Origin of the sequence: Janthinobacterium sp. FW305-128 (genome assembly GCF_020858135.1) — a bacterium.
Taxonomy (GTDB): Bacteria; Pseudomonadota; Gammaproteobacteria; order Burkholderiales; family Burkholderiaceae_D; genus Janthinobacterium.
Genome location: NZ_JACYMK010000005.1, coordinates 225,332 through 248,531, shown reverse-complemented (window position 1 = coordinate 248,531; position 23,200 = coordinate 225,332). Strand labels below are relative to the sequence as shown.

Sequence of the window (23,200 nt, the reverse complement as noted above, 5' to 3'; positions counted from 1 at the left end):
CTGGCGGGAGATGACTCTCCACTCCACGATGAGAGTGACACCTGTCGGCTCTTAAAAGCCGCCGGGCTTTTTGCAGCCGAGTTGTTGCCAGCTTATCCGTCAGACCGGTGTGCCGTTCACGTCATCCAATATCCGCAGCCGCTGACAGATAAGCGTGCGACAAAAATCGCGCGCACGGTGGCGCGCCGAGAGCGTTTGCCGAGCTTCGTTTTTTGGCGCGACGACACGCATGGCAGGCCGCCTAGCCACGCACCGATCTGACGAAGTAACTCGAGCAACAAGACTGACGCAAATGCGGCGCAACATGGCGCTATCGATATCACTTGTGCTAGAATCTCGCCGCGCTGCCCGGATGGTGAAACTGGTAGACACTGGAGACTTAAAATCTCCCGCCTGTAAGGGCGTGCCGGTTCGATTCCGGCTCCGGGCACCAGCGCACAGAATTCAGAAACATAAAAAAAGCCATTCATCCCAATATAATCAACGGGTTAGTGGCTTTTTTTACGTCCCGAGATTCCTGCTAATGCATAGTAAACCCGACAAAAACCTCTAGCGGTTACGCCAGATTTACGCCGTGATAGCGCGGGCGATGCCATCATGGTGGCCCTGCTCGCCTGGCTGAAAGTTCACCAGCTCGACCTGATGACCAATGAGAAAACGCGCAAGCACGGCATCGCCTTCAAGTTCGAATTCAACAACCGTGAACAGTCGATATCTCGATCAAGCTGAACCTGACCGAGCGCATCGCGGTCAAACCGGCGAGGCCGGTTGCCTGGACATCCAGCATCCGGCCGAGATAAAGCACATGCCGCCCTACCGGGACAAGTTCTGACAGCAGTACGACGCTCACCCCCTGCTGAAATGGGCCGCGCGGCACGCTGACAGCACGCCCACCTAGTCGGTGCGGACCATGGGCGAACAGTTGATCGTCTTTTCCCGAGAGACCACCTAACGCGCGGCGTGATTACGCGGCGATGTATCCGCAAGCGTCTGAGGCACGCGAGTCCGACGACACTATCCACACGAAGCATTACCCCGACGGCGACGTGGTGGAGTACGACCATGAGGACGACGCCCTGCCCCCTGCCCCGGCGTGATCGCCGCCATCACCGCCCACAGAGTGACGTCAAACGCTCTCTAGAAAAGCGGCTGACCATGGCCGTGCGGCGGCGATAAAAGCCAGCGAGGACGAGCTGGCGAGCACCATCAGCTTGTTCAAGCAGCCTCACGGCGGCGTCAAGGCCGGCGGTGCCATTCGAATCCAAAAAATGAACCTAATTAGCTCTCTGCTGACTAATAGAGAGCCAATCTTAACAATCCATCAAAAAGAAAATTATATACAGTCACAGTTTCAAAAAACTGATGACGGAATGAAATTTAATTTAGCATCAAATTGTCAGATTGAGAAATTTACTCAGCCAATTAAGGAAGACGCACCGAAGCAACCAATAGAATCAGGCACCATTTCTTATACCGATGAAACACAAAAATACAAATTATCAAAAAATTCCATAAGCGCGTTTCGCACATTCTCACCTGCTTGACCTCATCGCCAGAGGAAAAAATATTCGTAATGCTTAGGGATCTGTCCGCTTTCCAGCAAGAATCCTAAGCATGAATTCAAAGATGGTTCATACTGGAGAAATTATCATGCACAACAAAAATGTTTATTGGGACGAGACCATGATGCAGAACGATTTTCATCAGCCGTCAATATTGGCAATCGGCGACAGCTGGTTCTGGTATCCTCTTCTTGGTGGCTCATTATTAAGCAAATTAGGAAATTTGGTTGAAAAAAAGGAGCATTACATTCTAGCTCACGGAAATAACGGTGCCGAAGCCTACGATTATATTTACGGAACCTATAAAAGAAGAATTCAGACCGCATTACAACTACATGGGGATTCTTTGTCGGCTGTTTTCATAAGCGGTGGAGGGAACGACTTCGCCGGCCTATCCGATATGCGCCCGCTACTGCTAAAAGACTGCTCCGCCTGCACTTCGGCTGAAGCTTGCTACCGATCCGGTGATGACGAGAAAAGCCTGAACCGATTTTTAAATAAAGTTACGGGAAGCTTCATCGCTCTTATCGACAAGATAATTGGTGCAACTTGGAATACGACGCAAAATGCAACCGGTCCAACGAAGATCTATTTACATAACTACGACTATGCTCGGCCAACAGGTATCGGCATCTTTGGTGCCGAAAGCAAATGGCTGCGAGCATCGCTAGTAGTCGCAAACGTGCCTACCCACCTGCAGGATTCCTGCATCCGTTTTTTGATCGACGAGTTCACTTTGCGGTTGAAGGGGTTGGTCGCTCGTTATCCCGGCCGCGTTCGTCTTGTCGATAGTCGCGGCACCTTAGGTGACGACGACTGGGCTAACGAGCTTCATCCAACGTCGACGGGTTTCGAAAAAATTGCGCACAATGTGTGGCTACCCATATTGCAAGGCGATGGACTTGCACCTAAGTGATAACTAGTTCAAGAAAGGTATGGAGGCTTCCTCAATTCCAGAAAATCCTTTTGTATCTTGCCCAATAGCATGTGCTGGCCGAGGTGCGGCATCTACGCGTAACTCTTCCTTGTCTGTAAATTCCGACACCTCCATCACCTCTACTTCTTCACCTTGCCGCGACTGTCATCACGATCAATTCCCACACCCGGGCTAACCTGCTCCCACTGACGTTTTTACAACACCCCGCCCCCCTCTCCCTCCTCCAAAGCCCCCTACTGATATAATACTTACAATCAAGTAATATTCCGAAATGTGCGCCTCCAGGCTCCCGCAACCGTCTGTGTACTGCTAGCCCATGCGCTCTCTTTTCGACCACGAGATCATCAAACAGCTGCACAGCGGTGTCCGCTCACGGGTTTACCGTGCCAGGGCCGCCGATGGCACCGCGCTGATCGTCAAGAAACCCAATCAGCAGTTCCTCTCCTTTCAGCAACTGGCGCAATTCAAGCGCGAGTATGCGATCGCGCGCCGCTGCCGGCATCCGGGCGTGGCGCATCCGCTGGCGCTGCAGCTGCACGGCGGGTGCTGGACGATGATCGTGGAAGATTGCGGCGGCCAGGCGCTCGACCAGGTGTTGCGTGCGCAGGTGGCGGCGCGCAGGATGCCGTCGCAACCCGCCTTGGCGCTGGACGACTTTTTCGACATCGCGGTGCAACTGTGCGCGGCGCTGGACGAGGTTCATCGTCAGGGCGTGATCCACAAAGACATCAATCCCGCCAATCTGGTGTGGAATGGCGGCCGGCGCCTGCTGCAGCTGATCGACTTCGGCATCGCCTGCGAACTGCCGTACGAAAGCCATGGCATCGCCAATCTCCAGACGCTGGAAGGCACGCTGCGCTACATGGCGCCGGAACAGACCGGACGCATGAACCGGCGCGTCGATTGGCGCGCCGATTTCTATGCGCTGGGCGCCACCTTCTACGAGCTGCTGGCCGGCCAGGCGCCGTTCGAGACGGGCGACGAGATGGAACTCGTGCATTGCCACATTGCGCGCAGTCCCGACTGGTCGCACCCGGCGCTGGCAAGCTTGCCTGGCCAGCTGCTGCCGATCATCCAGCGGCTGCTGGAAAAAAATGCCGATCAGCGCTACCAGAGCCTGCAGGGCTTGCGCAGCGATCTCGAAGCATGCCGCGCGCAAAAGCCGGCGCAGACGCTCAAGCTGTCCGACCACAACGGCCGTTTCCTCGTGCCGCAAACGCTGCACGGGCGCGAGGATGCCATCGCCGTGCTGCTGGCGGCATTTGAACGCAGCGCCGCGGGCAGGTGCGAGATGCTGCTGGTGGCCGGCCATTCGGGCATCGGCAAGTCGGCGGTCGTCAACGAAGTACAAAAGCCCATCATCGCGCGGCGCGGCTGCTTCCTGTCCGGTAAATTTGACCAGCTCCAGCGCGACGTGCCGTATGCCCCGCTGATCCAGGCCTTCCAGGAGCTGGTGCGCCAGCTGCTCGGCCAACCCGAGGAAACGCTGCGGCAGTGGTCCGCCAAACTGCACGAGGTGCTGGGCAGCGGCATCGGCATGCTGATCGAACTGATTCCCCAACTGGCGCTGATCGTCGGCCCCACGGACGCAGTGCCCGCGTCGGACCCGGCACAGGCCCAGCTGCGCCTGGACCGCCTCTTTCCCCGCTTCGTCGAAGTCTTCGCCTGCGCCGGGCATCCGCTGGCGCTGTTCCTCGACGACCTGCAATGGGCCGATGCGGCCACGTTGCGAATGATCGAACTGCTGATGGTGTCATGCGACAAGAGCTGCATGCTGTTCATCGGCGCGTATCGCGACAACGAGGTGAGCGCCGACCATCCGCTGATCGCGCTGCGCGACAAGCTGCTCGCCCGCGAGGTACGCCTGTCGACGCTGTTACTGAGCGCATTGACCGAGCCGCAGGTGGCGCAAATGGTCTCGGCCACCGTGCGCGTGGCAACCCACGATTGTGCGCCGTTGACCAGTATTTGCTACCGCAAGACGGCCGGCAATCCCTTTTTCCTTAACCAGTTCCTCGCTTCGCTCAATGAGACGGGCCATCTGCGCTACCGGGCCGCCGACGATTGCTGGGACTGGGACCTGCCCGCGATAGAACAGGCCAAATATACCGACAACGTGGTCGAGGTGCTGCTGGAAAAAATCCGCCGCCTGCCCACGGTGACGCAGCATCTGCTGCAACTGGCCGCCTCCTGCGGCAACCGCTTCACGCTCGATACGCTCGCGCTGGCAATGGACCGCGCTCACCGCAAAACGCAGCAAGACCTGTGGCCGGCGCTCAGGGCGGGCTTGATCCAGCCGCTCGACGAACGCTATAAGTACGTCAGTGGCGACAGCGATGCGGCCAACAGCGGCGTCGCTTACCGCTTCCTGCACGACCGGGTGCAGCAGGCCGCCTACCTGGTCGCCGACGACGCTACGCGCGTGGCCAACCATCTGCTCATCGGCCGCTTGCTCCTGCGGCATACGGCGCCGCAGCACCAGGACGCAACACTGTTTGAAATCGTCGAGCAGCTCAACGCCGGTCGCGCGCTGATCAAGGATGCGGACGAGCGCGTGCAGCTGGCGACGCTCAATCTCCAGGCCGGCGTGAAGGCACGGCGTTCCGCCGCGTTCCAGTCCACGCTGGAACACATGCGCATAGGTCTCGAGCTGCTGCCGGCGCACGCATGGAGCGTCCACGCCAGCCTTTGGCTCGACCTGCAGCTGGGCGCGGCCGAAGCGGCTTACCTGTGCGGCCAGTTCGATACGGCCGAGGCGATCTATCCACTGGTGCGCGCCCGCTCCCTGAGCCCCTTGCAGCAGGTGCGCTGCATTGCCATCCAGGCGCACCAGTATCAATTGCAGGGCCGCCTGCTCGACGCCATTGCCGTGCAGCGCGACGGCCTGGCGCTGCTGCACATCGACATCCCGCACGATGTGGCGCAGATGAAGGCGCGCTTCAGCGACATTCTCGCCGACATCGGACAGCAGCCTGGCGCGCACGCGCCCGACACCCTGCTGGCGGCCGATGACATGTGCGAGCCGGACGCCGTGGCCGCGATGCAGATGATGCAGGGCCTGTGGATGGCCAGCTACTACGCCGGCCAGCAGGATCTGAGTGCGCTGATGGTGGTGTCGATGACGCGGCTGTCGATGCAGCGGGGGAACAGCGATTTCAGCGCTGTCGCCTATGTCGGCTACGCGATGATGCTTGCGCTGTACAGCGGCGACATCGCGCGCGGCTACGCCTTCGGCGCGATGGCGATGGCGCTGGCCAGGCGCCGTGCCAACCTGCAGACGCGCACGCTCACGGGCCTGATGTTCGGCGCGCTCAGCAACCACTGGACGCAGCCGCTGCGCAGCTCCGACGCCCTGTACGAAGAAGCGTTTGGCTGGGCGCTGGAAATCGCCGACTTCGTGCAGGTCGGCGTGGTGGCGGCCGTGCGCGCCACCGACCGTATCATCCTCGGCGACTACCTGCCGCACCTGATGCACGACATCGAGCACGACCTGGCGCTGATGCGCGCCAACGGCCAGCAGGCGATGGCCGATTGCTGCGTCGCCGCCGCGGTCCAGCCGATCAAATGCCTGATGGGTCTCCTGCCCCGTCACGACAGCCACGATGATGGGGCCTTCAGCGAGGCGCGCTTCCTCGATCAGTATGGCGGCTCGCAGCTGTACCGCGCCTACTTCTTGCAGGGGAAAATACGCAACGCCTACCTGTTCGACAGCGCCGACGCCGAGCCGCTGGCCGGCCAGCTTGGCAGCGTCACCCAGATCATGCGCGGCCAGGCCAAGGTTGCCGAGTGCAGCTTCTACGCCGCGCTGATCCTGATCCGCGCCTTGCGGCGCGATCCTGCGCGTGCCGATGCGAACGATGTGCTGGCCGTGGTCGGCACGCTGCAAACGAGCCTCGCCGAGTGGGCCAGGCAAGGCTCGGACAATAGCGACGCCAAGCATCTGCTGGTGATGGCCGAGATGGCACGCTACCGGGAAGACCTGCAGCTGGCCACGCGCTGCTACCAGCAGGCGATCGACGCGGCCGGCCTGGCGGGCTACGTCAACATGCAAGCGCTGGGCAATGAACTGTGCGGCGAATGCTGGTTCGACCAAGGACATGCGCGCGTGGCCGGCATCTTCATCCAGGACGCCATCGCGCACTACGGCCAGTGGGGTGCGCAGGGCAAGGTAGCGCAGCTGCAGGCGCGCCATGGCGCACTGCTGTCAAGGATGGATGGCCGCGGCGCACAACATCATTCCGTCTCCCACACGCACGGCAGTTCAGCGCTCGACCTGGCGTCGCTGCTGAAAGCGTCGCAGATCCTGTCGAACGAAGTGGGCCTGCGCAGCGTGCTGATGCGCCTCATTACCATCGTGTGCGAAAACGCCGGCGCGCAGGTGGCGCGCCTGCTGTTGCTGTCCGAAGGCAGCTACCAGCTGGAGGCCAATATCGATGGCGATGTCGTCACTGTCCTGCAATCGCGCCAGTTCGACCTGAACGCCGCCAGCGACCCGCAGTTCCCGCTGTCGCTGCTGCGCTACGTCATTCGCACCGGCGCCGAGGTGATCGAAGACTGCATCACGGGCGCCTCGCGCTTTGCCGCCGATCCGTACGTGCAGTTGCACCTGCCGCGCGCCGTCATGTGCCTGCCGATACGGCACGGCGGCCAGATCGGCGGCATCCTGTATTTCGAGAACCGGCTTGCAGAAGCCTCGTTCACGGAGGAACGCGTGGCGTTCCTGCGCATGCTCGGCGCCCAGGCGATGATCTCGATCTCCAGCGCCAGGCTGCATGACAGCCTCGAACGGCGCGTTGCCGAACGCACGGAACAGCTGGAAGACGCCAACCGCAAACTGGCGACCTTGTCCATCACCGACGGTCTGACCGGCCTGGCGAACCGGCGTCATTTCGACGACGTATTGCGTGCCGAATGTGCGCGTGCCACGCGCGTCGGCCGGCCGCTTGCCGTCATCATGCTCGATGTCGACTACTTCAAGCGCTTCAACGACAGTCACGGCCACCAGGCCGGCGACGCATGCCTGGTGCGGGTCGCGCATGCGCTGGCGGCCGGCATGCGGCGCGCGGGCGACCTGACGGCGCGCTATGGCGGCGAAGAGTTTTCGATCGTGCTGCCCAACACCGGCGCGGACGAAGCGCGCCAGATCGGCGAAGCACTGCGGCGGGCGATCGAAGATCTGGGTATCTCCCACGCGAACGCGGAGGCGCGGCAGGTGACGATCAGCGTCGGCATCGCGGTCCAGCCGGCACCGGGAGCCGCCGATCCGGACGCCCTGCTGCGCCTGGCCGATGCCGCGCTGTACCACGCCAAGGATGAGGGACGCAATTGCGTGGTGCTCAGGGTGCTGCCGCCTGGCTGACCGGCAGCGCCGCGCACCGCATTCACGGCGCCGGCGATGCCTCAATCGCTGCCATGGCTGTTCTCGCGCGCCTGCTGCCGCGCTTTTTCGCTTGACGCCAGCCCGTTGAAGAACAGATTGAGCAGCACGGCAACGATGGCGGCCAGCAGGATGCCGCTGTGCAGCAACGGCGACAGGACTTTCGGCATGTGCTGCGCATATTGCTCGGCCACCAGCGGCAGCATGCCGAAGCCGATAGCCAGGGCCACGATGAACAGGTTGTTGCGGTTGCTCTTGTAGTCGACGCCGGCCAGAATGCGGATGCCCGTGGCGGCGACCATGCCGAACATCACCAGCCCCGCCCCGCCCAGCACGAACGCCGGCACGGCTTCGGCCGTCTGCGCGATCTTCGGGATCACACCCATGATGAGCAGGAGGATACCGGCCGCCACGCAGACCCAGCGGCTGCGCACGCCCGTCACGCCCACCAGTCCCACGTTTTGCGAAAACGACGTGTACGGGAAGGTATTGAAGATACCGCCGATCAAGGTCCCCAGACCATCGACGCGCAAGCCGCGGCTGATGTCGGCCTGTTCGATACGCTTGCCCGTCATCTCGCCCAAGGCCAGGAACATACCGAGCGACTCGATCATGACGACGATCATCACCAGGCTCATGGTCACGATGGCAACCAGGTCGAAAGTCGGCATGCCGAACTGGAACGGCGTGACGATGGCGAAAGCCTTGGCGCTGGCCACCTTGGCGAAGTCGGCCTTGCCCAGCGCAAACGACAGGGCCGTGCCGGAGATGATGCCGATCAACACGGCGATATTCGACAGGAAACCACGGCCATACTTGGCCACTAGCAAGATGACGGCCAGCACGAAGAAGGCGATGCCCATGTTGTCCAGCGCGCCGTAGCCGGGGTTGGCGATCAGGGGCACGGGGCCAGGCGGCGCGGGCAAGCCGGCCGCCGTGGCGGCCGCGGCCATCTTGAGAAAAGCGGGATCGGCGATCTGCGCCATGGCGGGCGGCCCGCCCATGGCCCAGTTTACGCCCACGCGCATCAGCGACACGCCGATCACGGCGATGATGCTGCCCGTGACCACGGGCGGAAACAGGGCCAGCAGGCGGCTGATGAAGGGCGCGATCAGCATGGAAACGACGCCGGCGCCGATCACGGCGCCAAAGATGCCGGTGATGCCCAGGGCCGGATTGTTCGCCATGGCCAGCATGGGACTGACGGCGGCAAAGGTCACGCCCATCATGACGGGCAGACGGATGCCGAAATGCTTGCCGATTCCCAAGGACTGAATCAGGGTCACGAGGCCGCAGCAGAACAGGTCGGCACTGATCAGCGCCGCCACCTGCTCGGGCGGCAGCTTGAGCGCGCGGCCGACGATCAGCGGCACGGCGATGGCGCCCGCATACATGACGAGTACGTGCTGCAAGCCCAGGGTGAACAGTTTCCCGGCCGGCAGCACTTCATCGACGGGGGACGGAGCGGCAGGCGTGGTACCGGACACGCCGCGGTGGATGGATTTCAGACGGGGAGAGGCCATTTACGCTCCATTTCCTGGGTTACCGCGGCACGGATGGGTGCAGGTGAAAAGGAAAAGCAAGACAGAAACGGGACGACAGAAACACACCAGCGGCCGATGATGCATGCGAAGCTCCTTGGATGGAATGACCGAGGTAGCCATGCACGCTTCGTGCCAGGTGATTGTATACAGAGATTGTGCCGAAAGTCACCAGAAATCAGCTAATCAGGCGGTGAATGCACCGTTTTCTCGCATGCGGCCCCGCATCTGCACCAGAAGGCGGCGGTGCTGGCAGGCCACGGGTGAATGGGGACTGCTGCGTGGAACGCCTGTCAAAAACCAATGCGCGTCGTCATTTGCGGCCGGCGATGCTCACTGCCTCGGCGGCACGCTGCTTCGTGCAGTGGCGTTTCTCGGGCCAGCGGGACGCCGGGCCTTCCCTGCGCCCGTCACGGTTTTGGTGGGCGCTATCAGGCGCAGTCAGGCGTTGTTAGCCGCCCGCACAGGCATCGAGCAGCGCTTCCAGCTGACGCACATGGGCAGCACGCAATTGCTCGCACGCCAGCAAGGCTTGCACTTGCTCGAAGATGCCGTGGGCTGGCACCGCCGGCAAGGCGGGCGAGGCGGGGCGCGTGGCAATGCATGGCGCGCTCACCGGCCAAGCTTGCACCTGCGATGCTGGCCCCCATGCCGCACAGCCGCTCAACAAGCTTACCAGCAACAAACTGGCTAAACGGTTGGCGAGGCTGCCGGCATGCCTTCCGGCACGTTCGCCTGGCGGTCTCATGGCATTTCTCTGGCGATCAAGGCCTCGGCGGCACGGCAGGCGTCGCCTTCGGGCGGCAGCGCGAGGATGCGCGCTGCCGCCGCTTGCGCGTCTGCCTGCCCGGTCTGCGCCGTGGCCAGCGCCTGGCGTACCCGCGCCGACCGGCGTGCGCCCTCTTCCCGCATCGTATCGAGCGCCTGGCTCTGACGCCGCAACACGGCTTGCACTTCGAGTACTTGCGCCGCGCACGCGGCACGGCCCGTTTCGCGGCCCCAGCGCTGGGCGCAAAACACGGCTGCCCCCAGCAACAGCAGCATGGCCACAATGCTCCAGGACGGCTTCATGCCAGCACCTTGCGTGCAGCCTGGTACAAGGACAGACGCTCTGCCAGGCCGTTCACGCCGCCGTTGATGCGGCGCGTCACCCGTTCCTGGTCACCCGCGTCTGCCAGGCCGTTCAATCCGCGCGATTGCCAGAACCAGCCCGCCGAGCGACATGCGAAAGTCGTCTGCTCCAGCAACTGCGGCGCCGCCAGCAAGTCGATATCCAGCGCCACGCCGCACGCCGCGTAGTTGGCGCGCCCCGTCACCTGCAGCAAGCCGCGCCCCTTGAAGCGCACGCCATCGCCAGCGACCACATTACCCAGGTCCGCGCGTCCTTCATAGGCCGTGCCGCTGGCCAGCTCGCGCACATAACGCAACTGTCCCGATTCGTGCCCCACCTGCGCCAGAAACGCCGCCTGGCGCAGCGGCGTATCGATGCTGAACTCGCTCATCGCCGCATTCAGCGGAGCCAGGAACAGCGTAGCGCGGCGGCCGGCCAACGGCATGATCTGCATCAATTGCGCGCCTGTCACAGCATGCCCCGCACATCCTTGACGGCAGCGGCCGCATCGGCCGCCAGTTCGCCGATATCCTTGCCGCGCCGCTTGTCGAACCAGCGCACGCAGGCGCCCAGTACCCACCAGGCAGGCAAGCCGGCCGCCACCATCAGCGGCGCGGCGATAAATAAAAATCCCGTGGCCGGGTCGCCGCCATACAGGCCCGCCACGGTTTTCGCACTGTCGAACAGGCTGGGCCACCACGACAGCACGGCGGCCACCAGCACGGGGCCGAGAAAGGTGGAAATGATGATGCTGGAACAAAAACGAATAAATGCCTCCTTGGTGGTTTGGGGCCACATGAACATGAAGCCCAGCGACGTGGCGGCGGCGCCGGCCAGCACGGGCACGCCAAACAGTTTGATCAATGCGCCGCCGGCGGCGGTGGTTTCGAGGGCCATGGTTGCCTTTCAGGTGGTGGAAATGAAAAAACCCGCCGAAGCGGGTTTGTTGATGAGGTATAAGAAATACAGGAACTTAGGTCATCCGTTCGTCTGCGGGCACTGCGTCAGACAATGGGGCTTCAAACTGCTTCGGCACGCCCCCGTCCGCAAGCCACTCCATATATTTAATATAATCGAGGTTCTGGCAATCCATCGGTATGAATGCCCCGTCCGATTCACGTATGATTATGTTTGCCTCTTCTGCGATGGTGTACATGCGTTCTCCTAATCTTAAATTTCGGCGATGGCTTCCCAGTTACCTTGGATATTGTACTGACGAGCCGAGGTATTGGACTTTACTTTCATGTACTTATTGGTAATTTCTCCGGCTTGTCCCAAAAAGCCCTGGACACCCCCTTGAGCTGCCGTACCTTGGCATGCCCAGCTGTACGGATTGCCCACATAGCCCCGCATATTGATCGTCGGAGTAGCACGCATAGGGATAGGAAACTTAACCGTATGACGGCCGTTATTTTCCAGAGAATCTACAGCTTCGCCTCCCGATAAAATTAACCCAAGCGCGTCAGCAGCAAGTACAGTTACATCCGCACCTTCAGGGAACGAATTGCAGTAGTAACGAATGCACAGACTCATTTCCTCTGCCATAGAGCGACGCGAGAATGGTGTTGCTGTGCCTACTTCAAACTGCACACCTGTGATCAGGAAGTTGCCATTATTAGCTAACATGTTTACAGCACCGGCTACACCTGTCATGTTGCCAGTAATCCAAGTACCTGTTACTGGACGTACAAAGTTAGCCCCCGACCCCAAGTTAAAGCGCAGGTGCAGGCCTTGCATATTATTCGTGTTCATCGCACTGGCAAGGTCACCGGGGATAGAGACAGCGATTTTCGTCCATGTGTTCGCTACGGGAACCGAGAAAGAAAACACATAGCTTTTGTTTGCCAAAATGTTGTATAAAGCACCCGAATGTGAACCAGCGATGTTCGAGTAAACCCAAGCGGACAACGTGCAAGTTTTTGCACTGGCTGTGCCATATTGCAGGTCGGCTAAATGATTGCCCTCAATTACCTGCTGTAAGAGGTATGCCTCTATAGCCGAGGCAGAATAAGCGCCTTGAGCGCCCAAACCAAGGTAATTAGGGAAGCCGGGGGCACGAGTTGCCACATTGTAAAAATTTGGGCCATAGGCAACCTTACCTGCCACCGATGCATCGTAGTTCCAGCGATCCAAACCATAACCAATGAGATATGTGCCCGAATTAGGTACACCACGTTGATTGATACGCATATCGCCGTTGATGACACGATTCTGCATACCGCTGATGAACGAACCGTTAATACTGGCTAATTTAAAGTCCTGTGTGACATCACCGTTCTGCGATGCTTTTAAATCCAGCGCCGCTCTTTGCGTAATGCTGACTGGCTTGTCCATATCGGCCGTATTGTCGACGCTACCCAGGCCAACATCAACCTTGCTGCCTGACGTAGCCACCGCCGCAAACTGTGGCTTACCAGTAATGCTGCCCCAGGCCGGCACATACGAGCTAGGCTGCGCATCAGTAATGCCATAGCCAGCCAGCGTCGTCGCGCGCACCGCTTTTTTGGTATCCAATTCGGCCAGCGCGGCCTGCACATTCGTCGCAACGATGCCACCCGCCGGCGTGCTTGCAACTTGCGAGGCCACGTTGGTGGGTATCGTCATCCAGGTGCCAGCCTGGAATACGCGCAGGCAGCCGCCGTTCAGCACCGTGTCCCAGTAAGTCGCGCCGGCCAGCAGCGCTGCGCCAGCGTTGTCCGATGTCGGCGCCAGCGCTTTAGCACCGAGATAGCGCGCGTCGAGCGAAGCAAACGCGGCGCTTGCGGATGCGGCCTGCGCGGATGCTTTAACTGCATCTGCGCTGGCGCTGGTAGCGGCCTGTCCCGCCGCTGCCGCACTGGCCGCAGCAGCAGCCGCATTGCGCGGAATATCCGCGACATCCTTAGCAAGCGCCAAGTCGTTGAGCTTGCGCAGATAGTCGGTCTGCCCTGGATAAAAATTGGCTGGCATCAGATTTCCTCTACAGTAATGGATGTGGAATAACGTTCGAATTGCGGCGTGGTGACGGCAATCGCCTCCGGCAGCTTGCCGTACACTTGGTGATCCTGCTCCAGCAAGGGATCGTCGGATTCCGGAAAGAGGCTGATGAAGACCGGACGCGACTTGCCATTGCCGCGCAAGATGGCCATCAACTTGCTGCGGTCGCGTGGCGACATGGTAGTCAGGCTCAGAGCCAGCTTGCGGCTGCGCGGTCCCACATTCGTCAGCAAATCACCGCCTTCATTGCGGTAATGCTGGCTGGCATCGTCGGCCGTCACCGAAGCACCATAGTCGGCATTGCTTTCAGGCGACCAGTACATGCCGGCGACAAGGCGCGACGCCTCGATGTAGCCGGCAGGATTGAGCGCGTCATCGATGTCAATTTCCAGCTTTTCCACCCAAGCCGGTGCAAACCAGATGCGCCCGTAGGCGCCGCCGCCATACGAGAAGGCATTCACGCCCAAGGGTTCCAGGCCCCAGTCCCAGGCGCCCAGCGGCTGGTGTGCACAAGCCTGCACCGTGCCCGTGTCGAATGCGGGTATCGAATCGCTCGCCAATACGTAGCCGCGCACACGCAAGGTGGCGGCCGAACTCAAGTTGCAAAATGGCAGCGCTAAGGCGCCGATCAAAGCGGTCGAGGGAAAAACAGCGCGCAGGGTGGCGTTTGTGCCTGTTGACCGCCATACTTCGGATTTAGTGTCCGTCAACAGGTTTGCTGCGGTGAGCCCCCCCGACTGGCTCGATGCCGTGATGACGGCCAGGTCAGCCGCATTGTGGTGGATGATGCGTAAATTCGTCATGACATATTCTTTCCTGAAATTTGCAAAATATCTCTACGGCAGGAAGCTTCCATCTATTACCAGGAATGGCGAAGGATGACTTACCGTTGAGTCTTTACCCCGCTGACCTTGCGATTCAATCCTCTTGAATGTGAGCCCTGCCGAATATCCCACTGTATTGTTCGCGGTGCGCAAAAGAAAATAGCGGCTATTCGTCAGGATGTAGCCAGGCTCAAGATCAAAATACGAAACATTGTAGAAAGGTGCATTTCCAATGGCGATTGGACGATCAACGGGAGGAATCCGGACACTTTCACCCAGCGATCCGGACGCAATCGGGAAAGTGATATTCGGTGTGCCAAAATCATGGGTCACGTAGTGCTCCTTACTATGCCGTAAGATCAAACCAAACTTTGAGCGTGCCTGGGATATGGTGGAAAAGGCCCAAACATCCACAGCTTCCTGCCTGTCAAATTTTTCCCAATCTCCTCCGGTACCGCAATACACCCCCACCGTATGGACACCATCCTGATACGATGTGCCAAAAATGCCGACACGCCGGCCAAGCGGCAAATCGAACGCCCACAGCACCGGGCGATCCGTCGCAAACGTATATTGTGAGTAGCCCGTCTGCCATGCGCTATCCTTGTAGTAAGGCTGTACAGTTTTCAAGAAATTCGCTTTACCTATGCAGGCGGTGCCAGGGGTATCGCTATCGACCACGAGATCGCCAGCGGCATTCAAAATGCGCAATGTATTTGTCATTTCAAATACACTCCCGCAGTCGTCATACTGGTTGATGGCAAATCGCTGCTAACGGGGAAAATAAAACGCGGATAGCCAGGTGTTTCGTCATAGGACCACTCCACATGATTTTGCCCATCGCCATACACCACCATTGGCATGCGGCCACGCGGCAAGCCAGGAAAGATGATGGTTTTTCCTGTCGCCGGAATGGCGAAGATCCCAAGACAGACTCCGCCTGCCGCCTGCCGTGAATCGAATATCACCCGGCCTGTATCGGTACGAAGTATCAACGCGGCGGCCCTCATAAAGCCATCCCCAGTTCTATCACCGCCCGGCCGTCTTTATTGAACACGTAAAATCCGTTCGCATTGAGTTCAATTCGTTGATATCCAGTCACCTCGCTGGGCGTCGAACGCAAATAAAACGTGCCATCCGCATTAATGACGACATTGCCATTGGCGGACTTACAGGTATCGCTGAACGTCAACGCCCCCGTCTTGGTCGAAATCGCCTCCAGCGAGCCAAACTTGGCATAGCTCTGGAAAGGAGTCGTCCACACAGTCTGGTTGGTTACCGGATCGTAGTTGCCGCTGGACTGGAACCACACCTGCCGTTCCGCCGGGGCGCCATTGATGGCCGCGCCCCAGGGGCGCGTCTCGCCCCAGGTACCCACGGGGGGATAAGCGTCGCCCTGCACCGTCACGCTGGCCGGATTGAAGGCCAGCGCATAGCCGTCGATCAGCGTGAAGCACTGGCGCGCTGACTTGCCGCTGCTGCCATTCGATCCAGGCACGCCATTCACGCCGTCCTGCACCTTGTTGACGATCTGCTGCGCCGTGAACGTCACGCCGCTGTCGTGCAGCAAAGTGGCGGTCACGGTGACCTGCTGCACCGACATGGCGCTATAGGCCAGGCTACGCGTGTTACCGCTACCGCTCAGGACGCCGCCAGCGCTGCAGCTCCATTGCACGGTGCCGGGCAAATTGATTTGCGTGGCCTTGAAATTGATGGCGGCCGGCGAGCCGGCGCCGCTGGTGCTGACGTGGAACACGGGCGTGTCCACCGTCAGCAGCAGCGCGGCCCCCGCTTCCGGCGCCGTCAGCCGTGGCGACGTTGCCTGCAACAGCACGTCGCGGTCATTCATGATGGTACTCATACGACAAACCCCACTTTCACATGTCCAGTCAACCAATCCGGGGCCAGTGATACAACCTGCCCCGCCACGCCGTTTTCCATGCCAAAGCGTGGATGCGTGACTGTCACGGCCTGTCCCAATTCCAGCGCCAGCATCTCCGCCGTGCCGTCGAATTCGTAAACCATGCGCGGCACGCGGCCAATCGCCAGGCGACGCTGCGCCTCTGCCTCGGCATCGACGCGGCGCAGCAGCATGGTGTCCTGCTGCAGCGGTTCCGCGTCGAGCCGGTAGGCCGCCTGTATCGCACTGTCCACAAGGGTGGCCGTCAGCCACTCCGTTTCAAACAAATCCTTGTGCTGGACTGGGATACCTGTCAGCAAACCCGTTTGCACGGTCCAGTTCTTGCAGAAGCCCAGCTTGACGGATGCCATCGGCGCGCTGCGGCTGACTGGCGTCAGGCTGCCCGCCACCATGTGCTTCGGCCCTACCTGCGTCGGCGAGCCGGCGGGAGGCAGGCTAAGTTGCAGCAGCCGCAGCTGCCCCAGGCGGGACATCACCAGCTGCGCACCCAAGCTGGACGCCAGCATCTGGCAGGCATTGAGCACATTCGTGCGGCCGGCCAGGAACAGGCCCACCGCTTGCGGATGCGCGGCATCAAACGCCGCCAGGTTGGCCGTATCGAGGTCGCCATCGACAAAGCGGTCGCCCACCTTGCCGTAGGCTGTCGCCAGGCGCCGCACCAGCGCGGCCACCGTATTGGCATAGGCGCCAGGACGGTCGCCCTGCACAGTCACGGTAACTGTCCCGGCGGGTGGCGCCGCCAGGACGACGGTGCCCCTGGCCTTGTCAGCCGTGATTCGCACCGGCAACCCGTTGTCGCGCACTTCGATGATCCCTTCGATGGCGCCGTCATGCACCTGGTACTGAAGCAAGGCCGGATCGGCCAGCAGCGGCGTGATGTTGTGCACCTCGCCAAAAACCAGTGGCAGCACGGCATCCTTGTTCGGCGTCGCGCCCCCCAGCTTGGCCTCGCTGACAGGCGTATTCAGGCGTTGCAGCTTGTCGCGCAGTTTCAGGGCCAGCTTGTCGCGGCCTTTCGGCGCGATGTCGGCCACCACGCCATTGAAGATCATGCGAAAGTCGCTGCGGCGCCAGCGCGGATCGCCGATCCAGGCACGAATCGGACGGTTCATCCACACGTCATCGAGCCAGGCATCACGGATGCCGGACGGATTGTGGATCTCGATGTCGCCCGCCGACAGACTGGCCTCGCCGCCCAGCGACAGCTGTTCGGTGAACTGCATGCCCGTCGAGACGATGGACTGGTAGGCCAGGTTAGGCGGCGTGTCATCGGGGGCCGTGACATAGGCGCCCGTGCTGAGGAAGCGCGTGCTTTCCTGGCCAGCGCTACGCACGGCCACCTCTATCAGCACCAGACGCCGCGCCGAGGCGTTGCGCAGCCACGCGGTGAACTGCGCGTCGCTCATGGACCCATTCAAGGTTTCGTTCATACTATGCTCGCTTTCGATTGACTGGCCCAAACCGAGGCGCGGGCCGCTTCCGACGCGCCGGCCGACACCTTGTCGGCGGCGCGTTCATTGGCGTCGTAATTGCTGCTGATGATGGCGCCCGTCTGCTGGTCCTGATCGGCGCGCAGCTGGCGCACTTCCTCGCGCAAGCCCTTGATCTCTGCCACCAGCGCTTCGTTGACGCCATCGCCGGCACTGAAATAGCGCTGCATCGCTTGCGCCGCCGGCGCATCGACCATCACCTCGTCAACGGCGGCAAGCGGCATGCCGAAAGCGGATGCGAACTGCATCCCGCCTGTAATATCGACGTTGCCACCTGCCCGCAATGCAGCGCCCAGCGCATCGACCGCTTCCTGGATGCCCACCGCCGTCTTGTTTAGATTGATCAACTGCCCCACCTGCGTGTCGAGGGCCGTCAACTGCTTCTGCGCATCGCTCATCTGCGTGCCGGCAATCGCCGCCAGCGCCGCCAGGTCAGCCTGCACCCGCGCCGCATCGGCCGCATAGGCGTCGCTCGACGATTTGACTACCTGATTCGCCGTCAGGTACGCCGTGGCCGCCGCCGTCAGCGCCGATTGCGCCGCCGCATCGCCCGTCTTCGCCTTGGCCAGCGTTTCCTCATATTGGCGCTGCGCCTCAGCCATTTTCTGCATCGGCGTCAGGGTCGACAAGCTGCCCAGGAGCAGGGAATCCTTGAAAGAGCGGATGCCATCGCCGAAGGTTTTCAGGCGGTCGATGGTGGATTTGAGGGCGGAGGATTCCGTCTCGTAGGCGCTGGCGATGTCTTGCCGCGCCTGCAGCTGGTCATATAGCGCCCGGTTGGAAGCATCGACCGAAGTACGCTCGCGGGCACGCAATTGCGCCGACGTCATCGTCATCTGGTCAAGTTTTTCCTGGATGCTCTTACGCTCGTCGGCGATACCCTGCTCCGATTTGGTCAGGTCTTCCGTCGCCGCATGCGTCTTCGCAAACGCATCGGCCAGCGCCATCAGGCCCGCATACTGCTCGGCGCCCGTCTTGGTGGCCAAGGCGCCGGAATTGGCCAGTTGCAATACCGTGTCCTTGAATTGCGCGCGCGTGGTCACGCTGGCATAGCCCAGGGCTGCCATCTGTTCCGTCACGTGTTTTTGCACGGGCGCCAGGCGCTCGGCTTCGGTCAGGTAGTTTTCGGCAAAGAACGCAGTCCGATTGCCCAGTGCTTCAACGCCGCCGGCGGCCTTGACCAATTGCTCGCGTGCCGCCAGGGATGCCACGCCGACGGCGCCAAATGCCTGCTGCGAAGTGCTGCCCAAGGTTGCCAGCACGGCGTCAACAGTGGCGTAACTACCCGCCAGGCGCTGCAGCGCAGCGCTCGCCGACTCGCCTTTCAATTTGAGCTGCGACAAGGAAGGAACCAATTCCATGGCCATGGCATCGCCGACGCCGGTAAAGAAGTCGGCAATGGCTTTCTGATTGGCCGCATCGTCCTTGGTCATGACAATATTGAGCGACTGCGTGCGCTTGGCCAGGCCATCCGTATTCACGCCCAGTGTGTTGGCGAACGTGCCCGTCACCGCCTTCATCTGCGCGTACGTATCGCCTAACGATGCGGCCAGCTCGGCATCGACTTCAGAATGGTCGGTACCCTTTTTATTCTTGCGGAAAAGACCGCCTTTCTGGGTCCAGTTCGAATAACTCTCGCCCGTAAAGCCATCGACACCGAGACTGCCGGAAATACCTGCGCTGCTGACCTTTTTCTCGCCCATGCCGAACAGGCGGTTCGCGGCGCCTCCCAGCAAGCCGCCGACCAGGGCTCCCATCGCCGTGCCTACCAAAGGAAAGACCACAGTTCCTAGCCCTGCGCCAATGGCCGTACCGGCATTGACAACGCCGTTGCGACCATATTCACCCGAAATCATCTTGCCGCCGTACACGCCACCCATGACGCCGGCGGCAACGCTTGCCGCCGCGCCTACACCGGTGGCGAACGAACCATTGGCACTGACAAACGGAGAATAGGGGGAACCTTGCAGCATGTTGATTCCACGCTGCACCCCATCGGCCACCGAGTTACCGATGCCGGACAGGCCGGTCGATAACGATTCGTAAATGCCCTTCGCCGAGCTCATGAGCGCCTGGATACCCCCGCCATTGGCCAAACTGCCCTGCGCCTGCGCCGCACCCGGATTCAGGAACGATGCAAAGCCGGCCGCAATGGGAGACATGATCGGTTGCAGCACGAGGTTGTTGAACATGCTCTTCAACTTGTCCTTGAACATCGTCGCCAGGTTCTTGCCGCCTTCGAAGCCGTTCATGAAGGCGTCAGTCAGCGATTTTTCGATGTCCTTGGCGCTGGCGGCCCATTCATCCGAGGCCTTCTTGGCCGCAGCGGCAGACGCTTCCTTGGCGGCCAGTTCTTCCGTCGCCGTCATGCTGCGCTGCTTGGCATCGATCAAGGCATTCAAATACTCGATCTGCGCCGCATTTTCCTTGCCCACCGCCAGCGCGGCGCGCTGTTCCTTCAACAACGCCATTTCATTTTGCGCGATAGCGGTCTTGCTCATGCCATACACCGCTACCAGCTTTTCGCCAGCCTCCGCTTCCTTGACGGCATCGGCAACGGCCTGCGTCCGCGTATCGGACAGCGCTTTCGCCTCCGCCTGCGCCTGCTCCGCCACTGCCTTGGCTTGCTTGTCCACCTCGATCTCATCGAGGCGAGTTTGTATCACTTTGCGTGCAACCTCGAATCCCGCCTGTTGTGCTGCGGTCACCTTTTTCGTCCGATCCGCCAGGAGTTCCTTCAACCGATAATCGAACTGTTGCGCCTCGTTCATCTCGGCATAGCCGGCAACTTCGCGCTTCAGGTCGCGGGCCTTGCCGCGCATGTCATCCATCATGGCTTCGAAAGGCGTTGGCGGAGCGGGAAGTGATGGCGCGCCTGTACCAGTTCCGCTCGTCGGTTTACCCGACGCGCCTTGCTGCTCAAGCTGCTTGAGCTTGCCCTGCAGCGCATCGAATTCGGCTTGCAGCCTTGCCATGTTGCTGTCCCGCGCCGCCTTGTCCAGGGACTGATATTTTCCCGTGCGATTGCGCACCGCATCCATCTCCGTCGATATCTCTGCCATGCGCTCGCCAGCCGGGGTATCCAATCCTTTTTCCGACACGCCCAGCTTTGCCAGCTCATTGCGCTTTGCCAGCTGGACCATCTGCTTGTCGAGTTCAGCAATGATATCCTTGGTGCTTTTGCGCATGGGCTCTACGGCCTTCTCCGCATTGTCCTTCGATGAACTCCCCCACATATTCCAGGCAGTAACACCTAACCCTACGACAGTCACCAGCAAGCCAATATACCCACCCATGAATGCCAAGGCCCCTTTCAGTACCCCTGCAGCGACCGATGCGGCTCGCGTTGCTGCCGTTTGCGCCACCAATGCGGCGGAGTGAGCCTCGGAGGCAACAGTGGCACGGGCTTGGGCCGGTATCAGACCATTGGTGGTCAGCGCCAGCGCCACGTCGGCCTGGCTGGCGCGTATCGTCGCTTGCAATTCAGCTACCCGTGCAGCCGCCAGTGCCGAGGTGGCAGCGGTCGCCGTCACGTCGGCATTCGCCGCCGCCAGGGTGGATGCAAGCAAGGCCCGGTTGGCTGCGACCTTGCTGTAAGTAGCCACTACGACGCCGGCAGCCCAGGTGGCAAACTTCGCGGTGGTCAGCGTTTCCAGCACGCCAACGACAAGGGTCAGGTTATTCGACAAAAATTCGAGACCGCTCGTCATCAGGCGCACGGCGCCGCTCGACTCCGCCTGCCTCGCCGTGAATTCCATCACGTTATTGCTCAGAACGGTAAAGCTGCCGCCAATAGTTTCGAACTGCACGGCTTCCTTGCGCAACTCGCCCAGCGCGTTCGGTAGCGCGATGGCCATCACATCGGCGGTGATCAATCCTGCGCCGGCAAACCCGGCAAGCGCTTCTTTCGACACGCCCAGACCGGCGGCCATTGCCGCCATGACTTCAGGGGCGGCCTGGCTGATGGCGTTAAATTGCTGGCTGCTCAGGGCCCCATCGGCGAAGGCATCGGACAGCCCTTTGAAGGCGGTAGCGGAATCGGCCGCCGATGCGCCGCTGATCTTGACGCCCAGATTGAGGGCCTCGGTGATGCCGGCCACTTCGGCCTGGCTGATGCCCAATTTCTTGGTCGCATCGTTCATTTGGGTATACAGACCCGCCGTAGCGGCGAGATCCGTTTGTCCCGAGGCTGCAATACGCTTGACATTGTCGTACGCCTCGCCATATTCCTGTGTAGAGCTGGTCGACATGCGCAGTTGCGCTGTCAATTTCGTATATTCATCAGTTAATTTAACGATCTGGCCGATATTGTTGGAAATACCCAGGCTGGAGAGTATCTCCGTGTATTTTTTCGTGACATCTTCGAGTTTCAGAGTCGACTTGGCGGCCTTCTCGCTGGCCTCGCGCATGCGTTCCAGGTCATCTGCCGCGATGCGCACATTGAGCGTATCAATGCGTATCTGTAGTGTTGCAATATCAACGGTCATAATTTACCCATAAAAAAAGCCACCGAAGGGTGGCAATGCAAATCGAGGCCACCCTGGCGATGACAGTTATGTTTTTGGCGTCACCTCTGCTATAGATAGGCCGGGTAAAGGCCAGCCTAATGAGAACTGTTTTGATGAACCATGTAGGCCGCGTCAAGCTGATCGACCAGCTCTTCTTCCCATACCGCCAGGCGTATGCGGTGTCGCAACTGCCAAGCCAGGATATCGAGGCTGCTCAAGGGATTGACCGCCATGCCGTTTTGCCGCTTGCGGCTCATCTGCACGAAAAACTGCCACACGTGCGCCAGTTCAAACGGCAGTTGCGCGCAAACGGGAGCCTGCGGCTCCCGGTAGAGTGGATGACGCTTCGCGGCATCCAGGTGCTCGCCTTTCGCATTGCCATCAGCCGCCTTCGCCGAACGCTCAAACTGTTCGTCGGCAAAGAGCAGCAAGGCGGCGGCTAGACCGTCAAAAAATTGCCTTCCGCCTCAAGCGCAGCCAGCACTTTTTCCTGCCAGGACGGCATTTTTTCAAAAATCGCCTTCAGCAAAGCCGGGGACGGTTGTACCGGCACGCCCTTGTCGACGAAACCAGGCATGCCCACCACCACCGCGATGGCGATCTTCATGCTGCGGTTTTCCGCCAGGTCATACAGTTCCGCAGCGCCTTCGTCGGTCTTCGCGTCGATCTGCTTGCTTTTTTGCACCGAGCGCTTGATCGCCACCACCGACGTTTCGCGGATCACGGCACGGTATTGGTCGGAATTTTTGCTGACGATTTCAAAGCCCGCCTTGTGCGCACCGTCTTCGTCGAACAAGACCGACACCAGGTGCACCTGGTCCACGGGCTTGTTACCGTCATTCAGCAGGGAGATATCAAAACCAGCCGAGGCGATCATTTGTGCGTTGTTCATGTGTATTTTCTTTCTTGATTAAGGTAAAAATAAAAAGGCCGCCCTCACGGCGGCCCCGGGT

Annotated in this window: 19 protein-coding genes and 1 tRNA gene; 5 read left to right on the top strand and 15 right to left on the bottom strand. The window is 60.5% G+C overall.

Annotated elements, in window-relative coordinates; translation table 11 throughout:
• The first annotated feature begins 346 nt into the window (after positions 1-346).
• The 5 genes from IGS60_RS13020 to IGS60_RS13000 all read left to right on the top strand — a co-directional run bounded on the left by IGS60_RS13020 (position 347) and on the right by IGS60_RS13000 (position 7,858).
• Positions 347-433 (top strand) — tRNA-Leu (locus IGS60_RS13020).
• Positions 434-597: 164 nt separating this feature from the next.
• Positions 598-729: a phage tail protein gene (locus IGS60_RS13015; RefSeq protein WP_230504798.1), complete on the top strand. Its 132-nt coding sequence runs from the start codon at positions 598-600 to the stop codon at positions 727-729.
• 482 nt (positions 730-1,211) lie between these two features.
• On the top strand, positions 1,212-1,544 hold the full coding sequence (locus IGS60_RS13010; RefSeq protein WP_230504796.1) for a hypothetical protein: 333 nt from the start codon (positions 1,212-1,214) through the stop codon (positions 1,542-1,544).
• A gap of 70 nt (positions 1,545-1,614) precedes the next feature.
• Positions 1,615-2,478, top strand: a complete 864-nt coding sequence (locus IGS60_RS13005; RefSeq protein WP_230504794.1) for an SGNH/GDSL hydrolase family protein — start codon at positions 1,615-1,617, stop codon at positions 2,476-2,478.
• A 337-nt stretch (positions 2,479-2,815) separates the two neighbouring features.
• Positions 2,816-7,858, top strand: coding sequence for a diguanylate cyclase (locus tag IGS60_RS13000; protein WP_230504792.1), 5,043 nt, complete (start codon positions 2,816-2,818; stop codon positions 7,856-7,858).
• 41 nt (positions 7,859-7,899) lie between these two features.
• Here the strand turns inward: IGS60_RS13000 and IGS60_RS12995 are convergent, their stop codons facing one another.
• The 15 genes from IGS60_RS12995 to IGS60_RS12925 all read right to left on the bottom strand — a co-directional run bounded on the left by IGS60_RS12995 (position 7,900) and on the right by IGS60_RS12925 (position 23,139).
• A complete protein-coding gene (locus IGS60_RS12995; protein ID WP_227741997.1) occupies positions 7,900-9,399 on the bottom strand; it encodes a nucleobase:cation symporter-2 family protein in 1,500 nt (499 codons plus the stop codon).
• A gap of 469 nt (positions 9,400-9,868) precedes the next feature.
• Positions 9,869-10,033, bottom strand: a complete 165-nt coding sequence (locus tag IGS60_RS12990; RefSeq protein ID WP_230504790.1) for a hypothetical protein — start codon at positions 10,031-10,033, stop codon at positions 9,869-9,871.
• 128 nt (positions 10,034-10,161) lie between these two features.
• Positions 10,162-10,488, bottom strand: a complete 327-nt coding sequence (locus IGS60_RS12985) for a hypothetical protein (protein WP_230504789.1) — start codon at positions 10,486-10,488, stop codon at positions 10,162-10,164.
• Positions 10,485-10,982, bottom strand: a complete 498-nt coding sequence (locus IGS60_RS12980) for a glycoside hydrolase family 19 protein (protein WP_230504958.1) — start codon at positions 10,980-10,982, stop codon at positions 10,485-10,487. Before IGS60_RS12980 ends, IGS60_RS12985 begins: the two co-directional genes overlap by 4 nt.
• Positions 10,983-10,996: 14 nt before the next feature.
• Positions 10,997-11,425, bottom strand: a complete 429-nt coding sequence (locus IGS60_RS12975) for a hypothetical protein (RefSeq protein ID WP_070313495.1) — start codon at positions 11,423-11,425, stop codon at positions 10,997-10,999.
• 76 nt (positions 11,426-11,501) lie between these two features.
• Positions 11,502-11,684, bottom strand: coding sequence for a hypothetical protein (locus IGS60_RS12970; protein ID WP_230504787.1), 183 nt, complete (start codon positions 11,682-11,684; stop codon positions 11,502-11,504).
• Positions 11,685-11,698: 14 nt separating this feature from the next.
• Complete coding sequence (locus IGS60_RS12965; protein ID WP_230504784.1) at positions 11,699-13,477, bottom strand: hypothetical protein; 1,779 nt, start codon at positions 13,475-13,477, stop codon at positions 11,699-11,701.
• Complete coding sequence (locus IGS60_RS12960) at positions 13,477-14,307, bottom strand: hypothetical protein (RefSeq protein ID WP_230504783.1); 831 nt, start codon at positions 14,305-14,307, stop codon at positions 13,477-13,479. Before IGS60_RS12960 ends, IGS60_RS12965 begins: the two co-directional genes overlap by 1 nt.
• A 33-nt stretch (positions 14,308-14,340) precedes the next feature.
• Positions 14,341-15,051 (bottom strand): hypothetical protein, encoded by a 711-nt coding sequence (locus IGS60_RS12955; protein WP_143450066.1) that lies wholly within the window; start codon positions 15,049-15,051, stop codon positions 14,341-14,343.
• Complete coding sequence (locus IGS60_RS12950) at positions 15,048-15,338, bottom strand: hypothetical protein (protein ID WP_230504781.1); 291 nt, start codon at positions 15,336-15,338, stop codon at positions 15,048-15,050. Before IGS60_RS12950 ends, IGS60_RS12955 begins: the two co-directional genes overlap by 4 nt.
• Positions 15,335-16,189, bottom strand: coding sequence for a hypothetical protein (locus IGS60_RS12945; RefSeq protein ID WP_230504779.1), 855 nt, complete (start codon positions 16,187-16,189; stop codon positions 15,335-15,337). The genes IGS60_RS12950 and IGS60_RS12945 overlap by 4 nt, the downstream gene beginning before the upstream one ends.
• Complete coding sequence (locus tag IGS60_RS12940) at positions 16,186-17,679, bottom strand: hypothetical protein (RefSeq protein ID WP_230504777.1); 1,494 nt, start codon at positions 17,677-17,679, stop codon at positions 16,186-16,188. Before IGS60_RS12940 ends, IGS60_RS12945 begins: the two co-directional genes overlap by 4 nt.
• Positions 17,676-22,226 (bottom strand): tape measure protein, encoded by a 4,551-nt coding sequence (locus IGS60_RS12935; protein WP_230504775.1) that lies wholly within the window; start codon positions 22,224-22,226, stop codon positions 17,676-17,678. The genes IGS60_RS12940 and IGS60_RS12935 overlap by 4 nt, the downstream gene beginning before the upstream one ends.
• Before the next feature lie 116 nt (positions 22,227-22,342).
• The gene (locus tag IGS60_RS12930) at positions 22,343-22,678 is read right to left on the bottom strand and encodes a hypothetical protein (RefSeq protein ID WP_230504772.1); all 336 of its coding nucleotides are present in this window, start codon (positions 22,676-22,678) and stop codon (positions 22,343-22,345) included.
• Positions 22,679-22,686: 8 nt separating this feature from the next.
• A complete protein-coding gene (locus tag IGS60_RS12925; protein WP_230504771.1) occupies positions 22,687-23,139 on the bottom strand; it encodes a hypothetical protein in 453 nt (150 codons plus the stop codon).
• Positions 23,140-23,200: the final 61 nt, after the last annotated feature.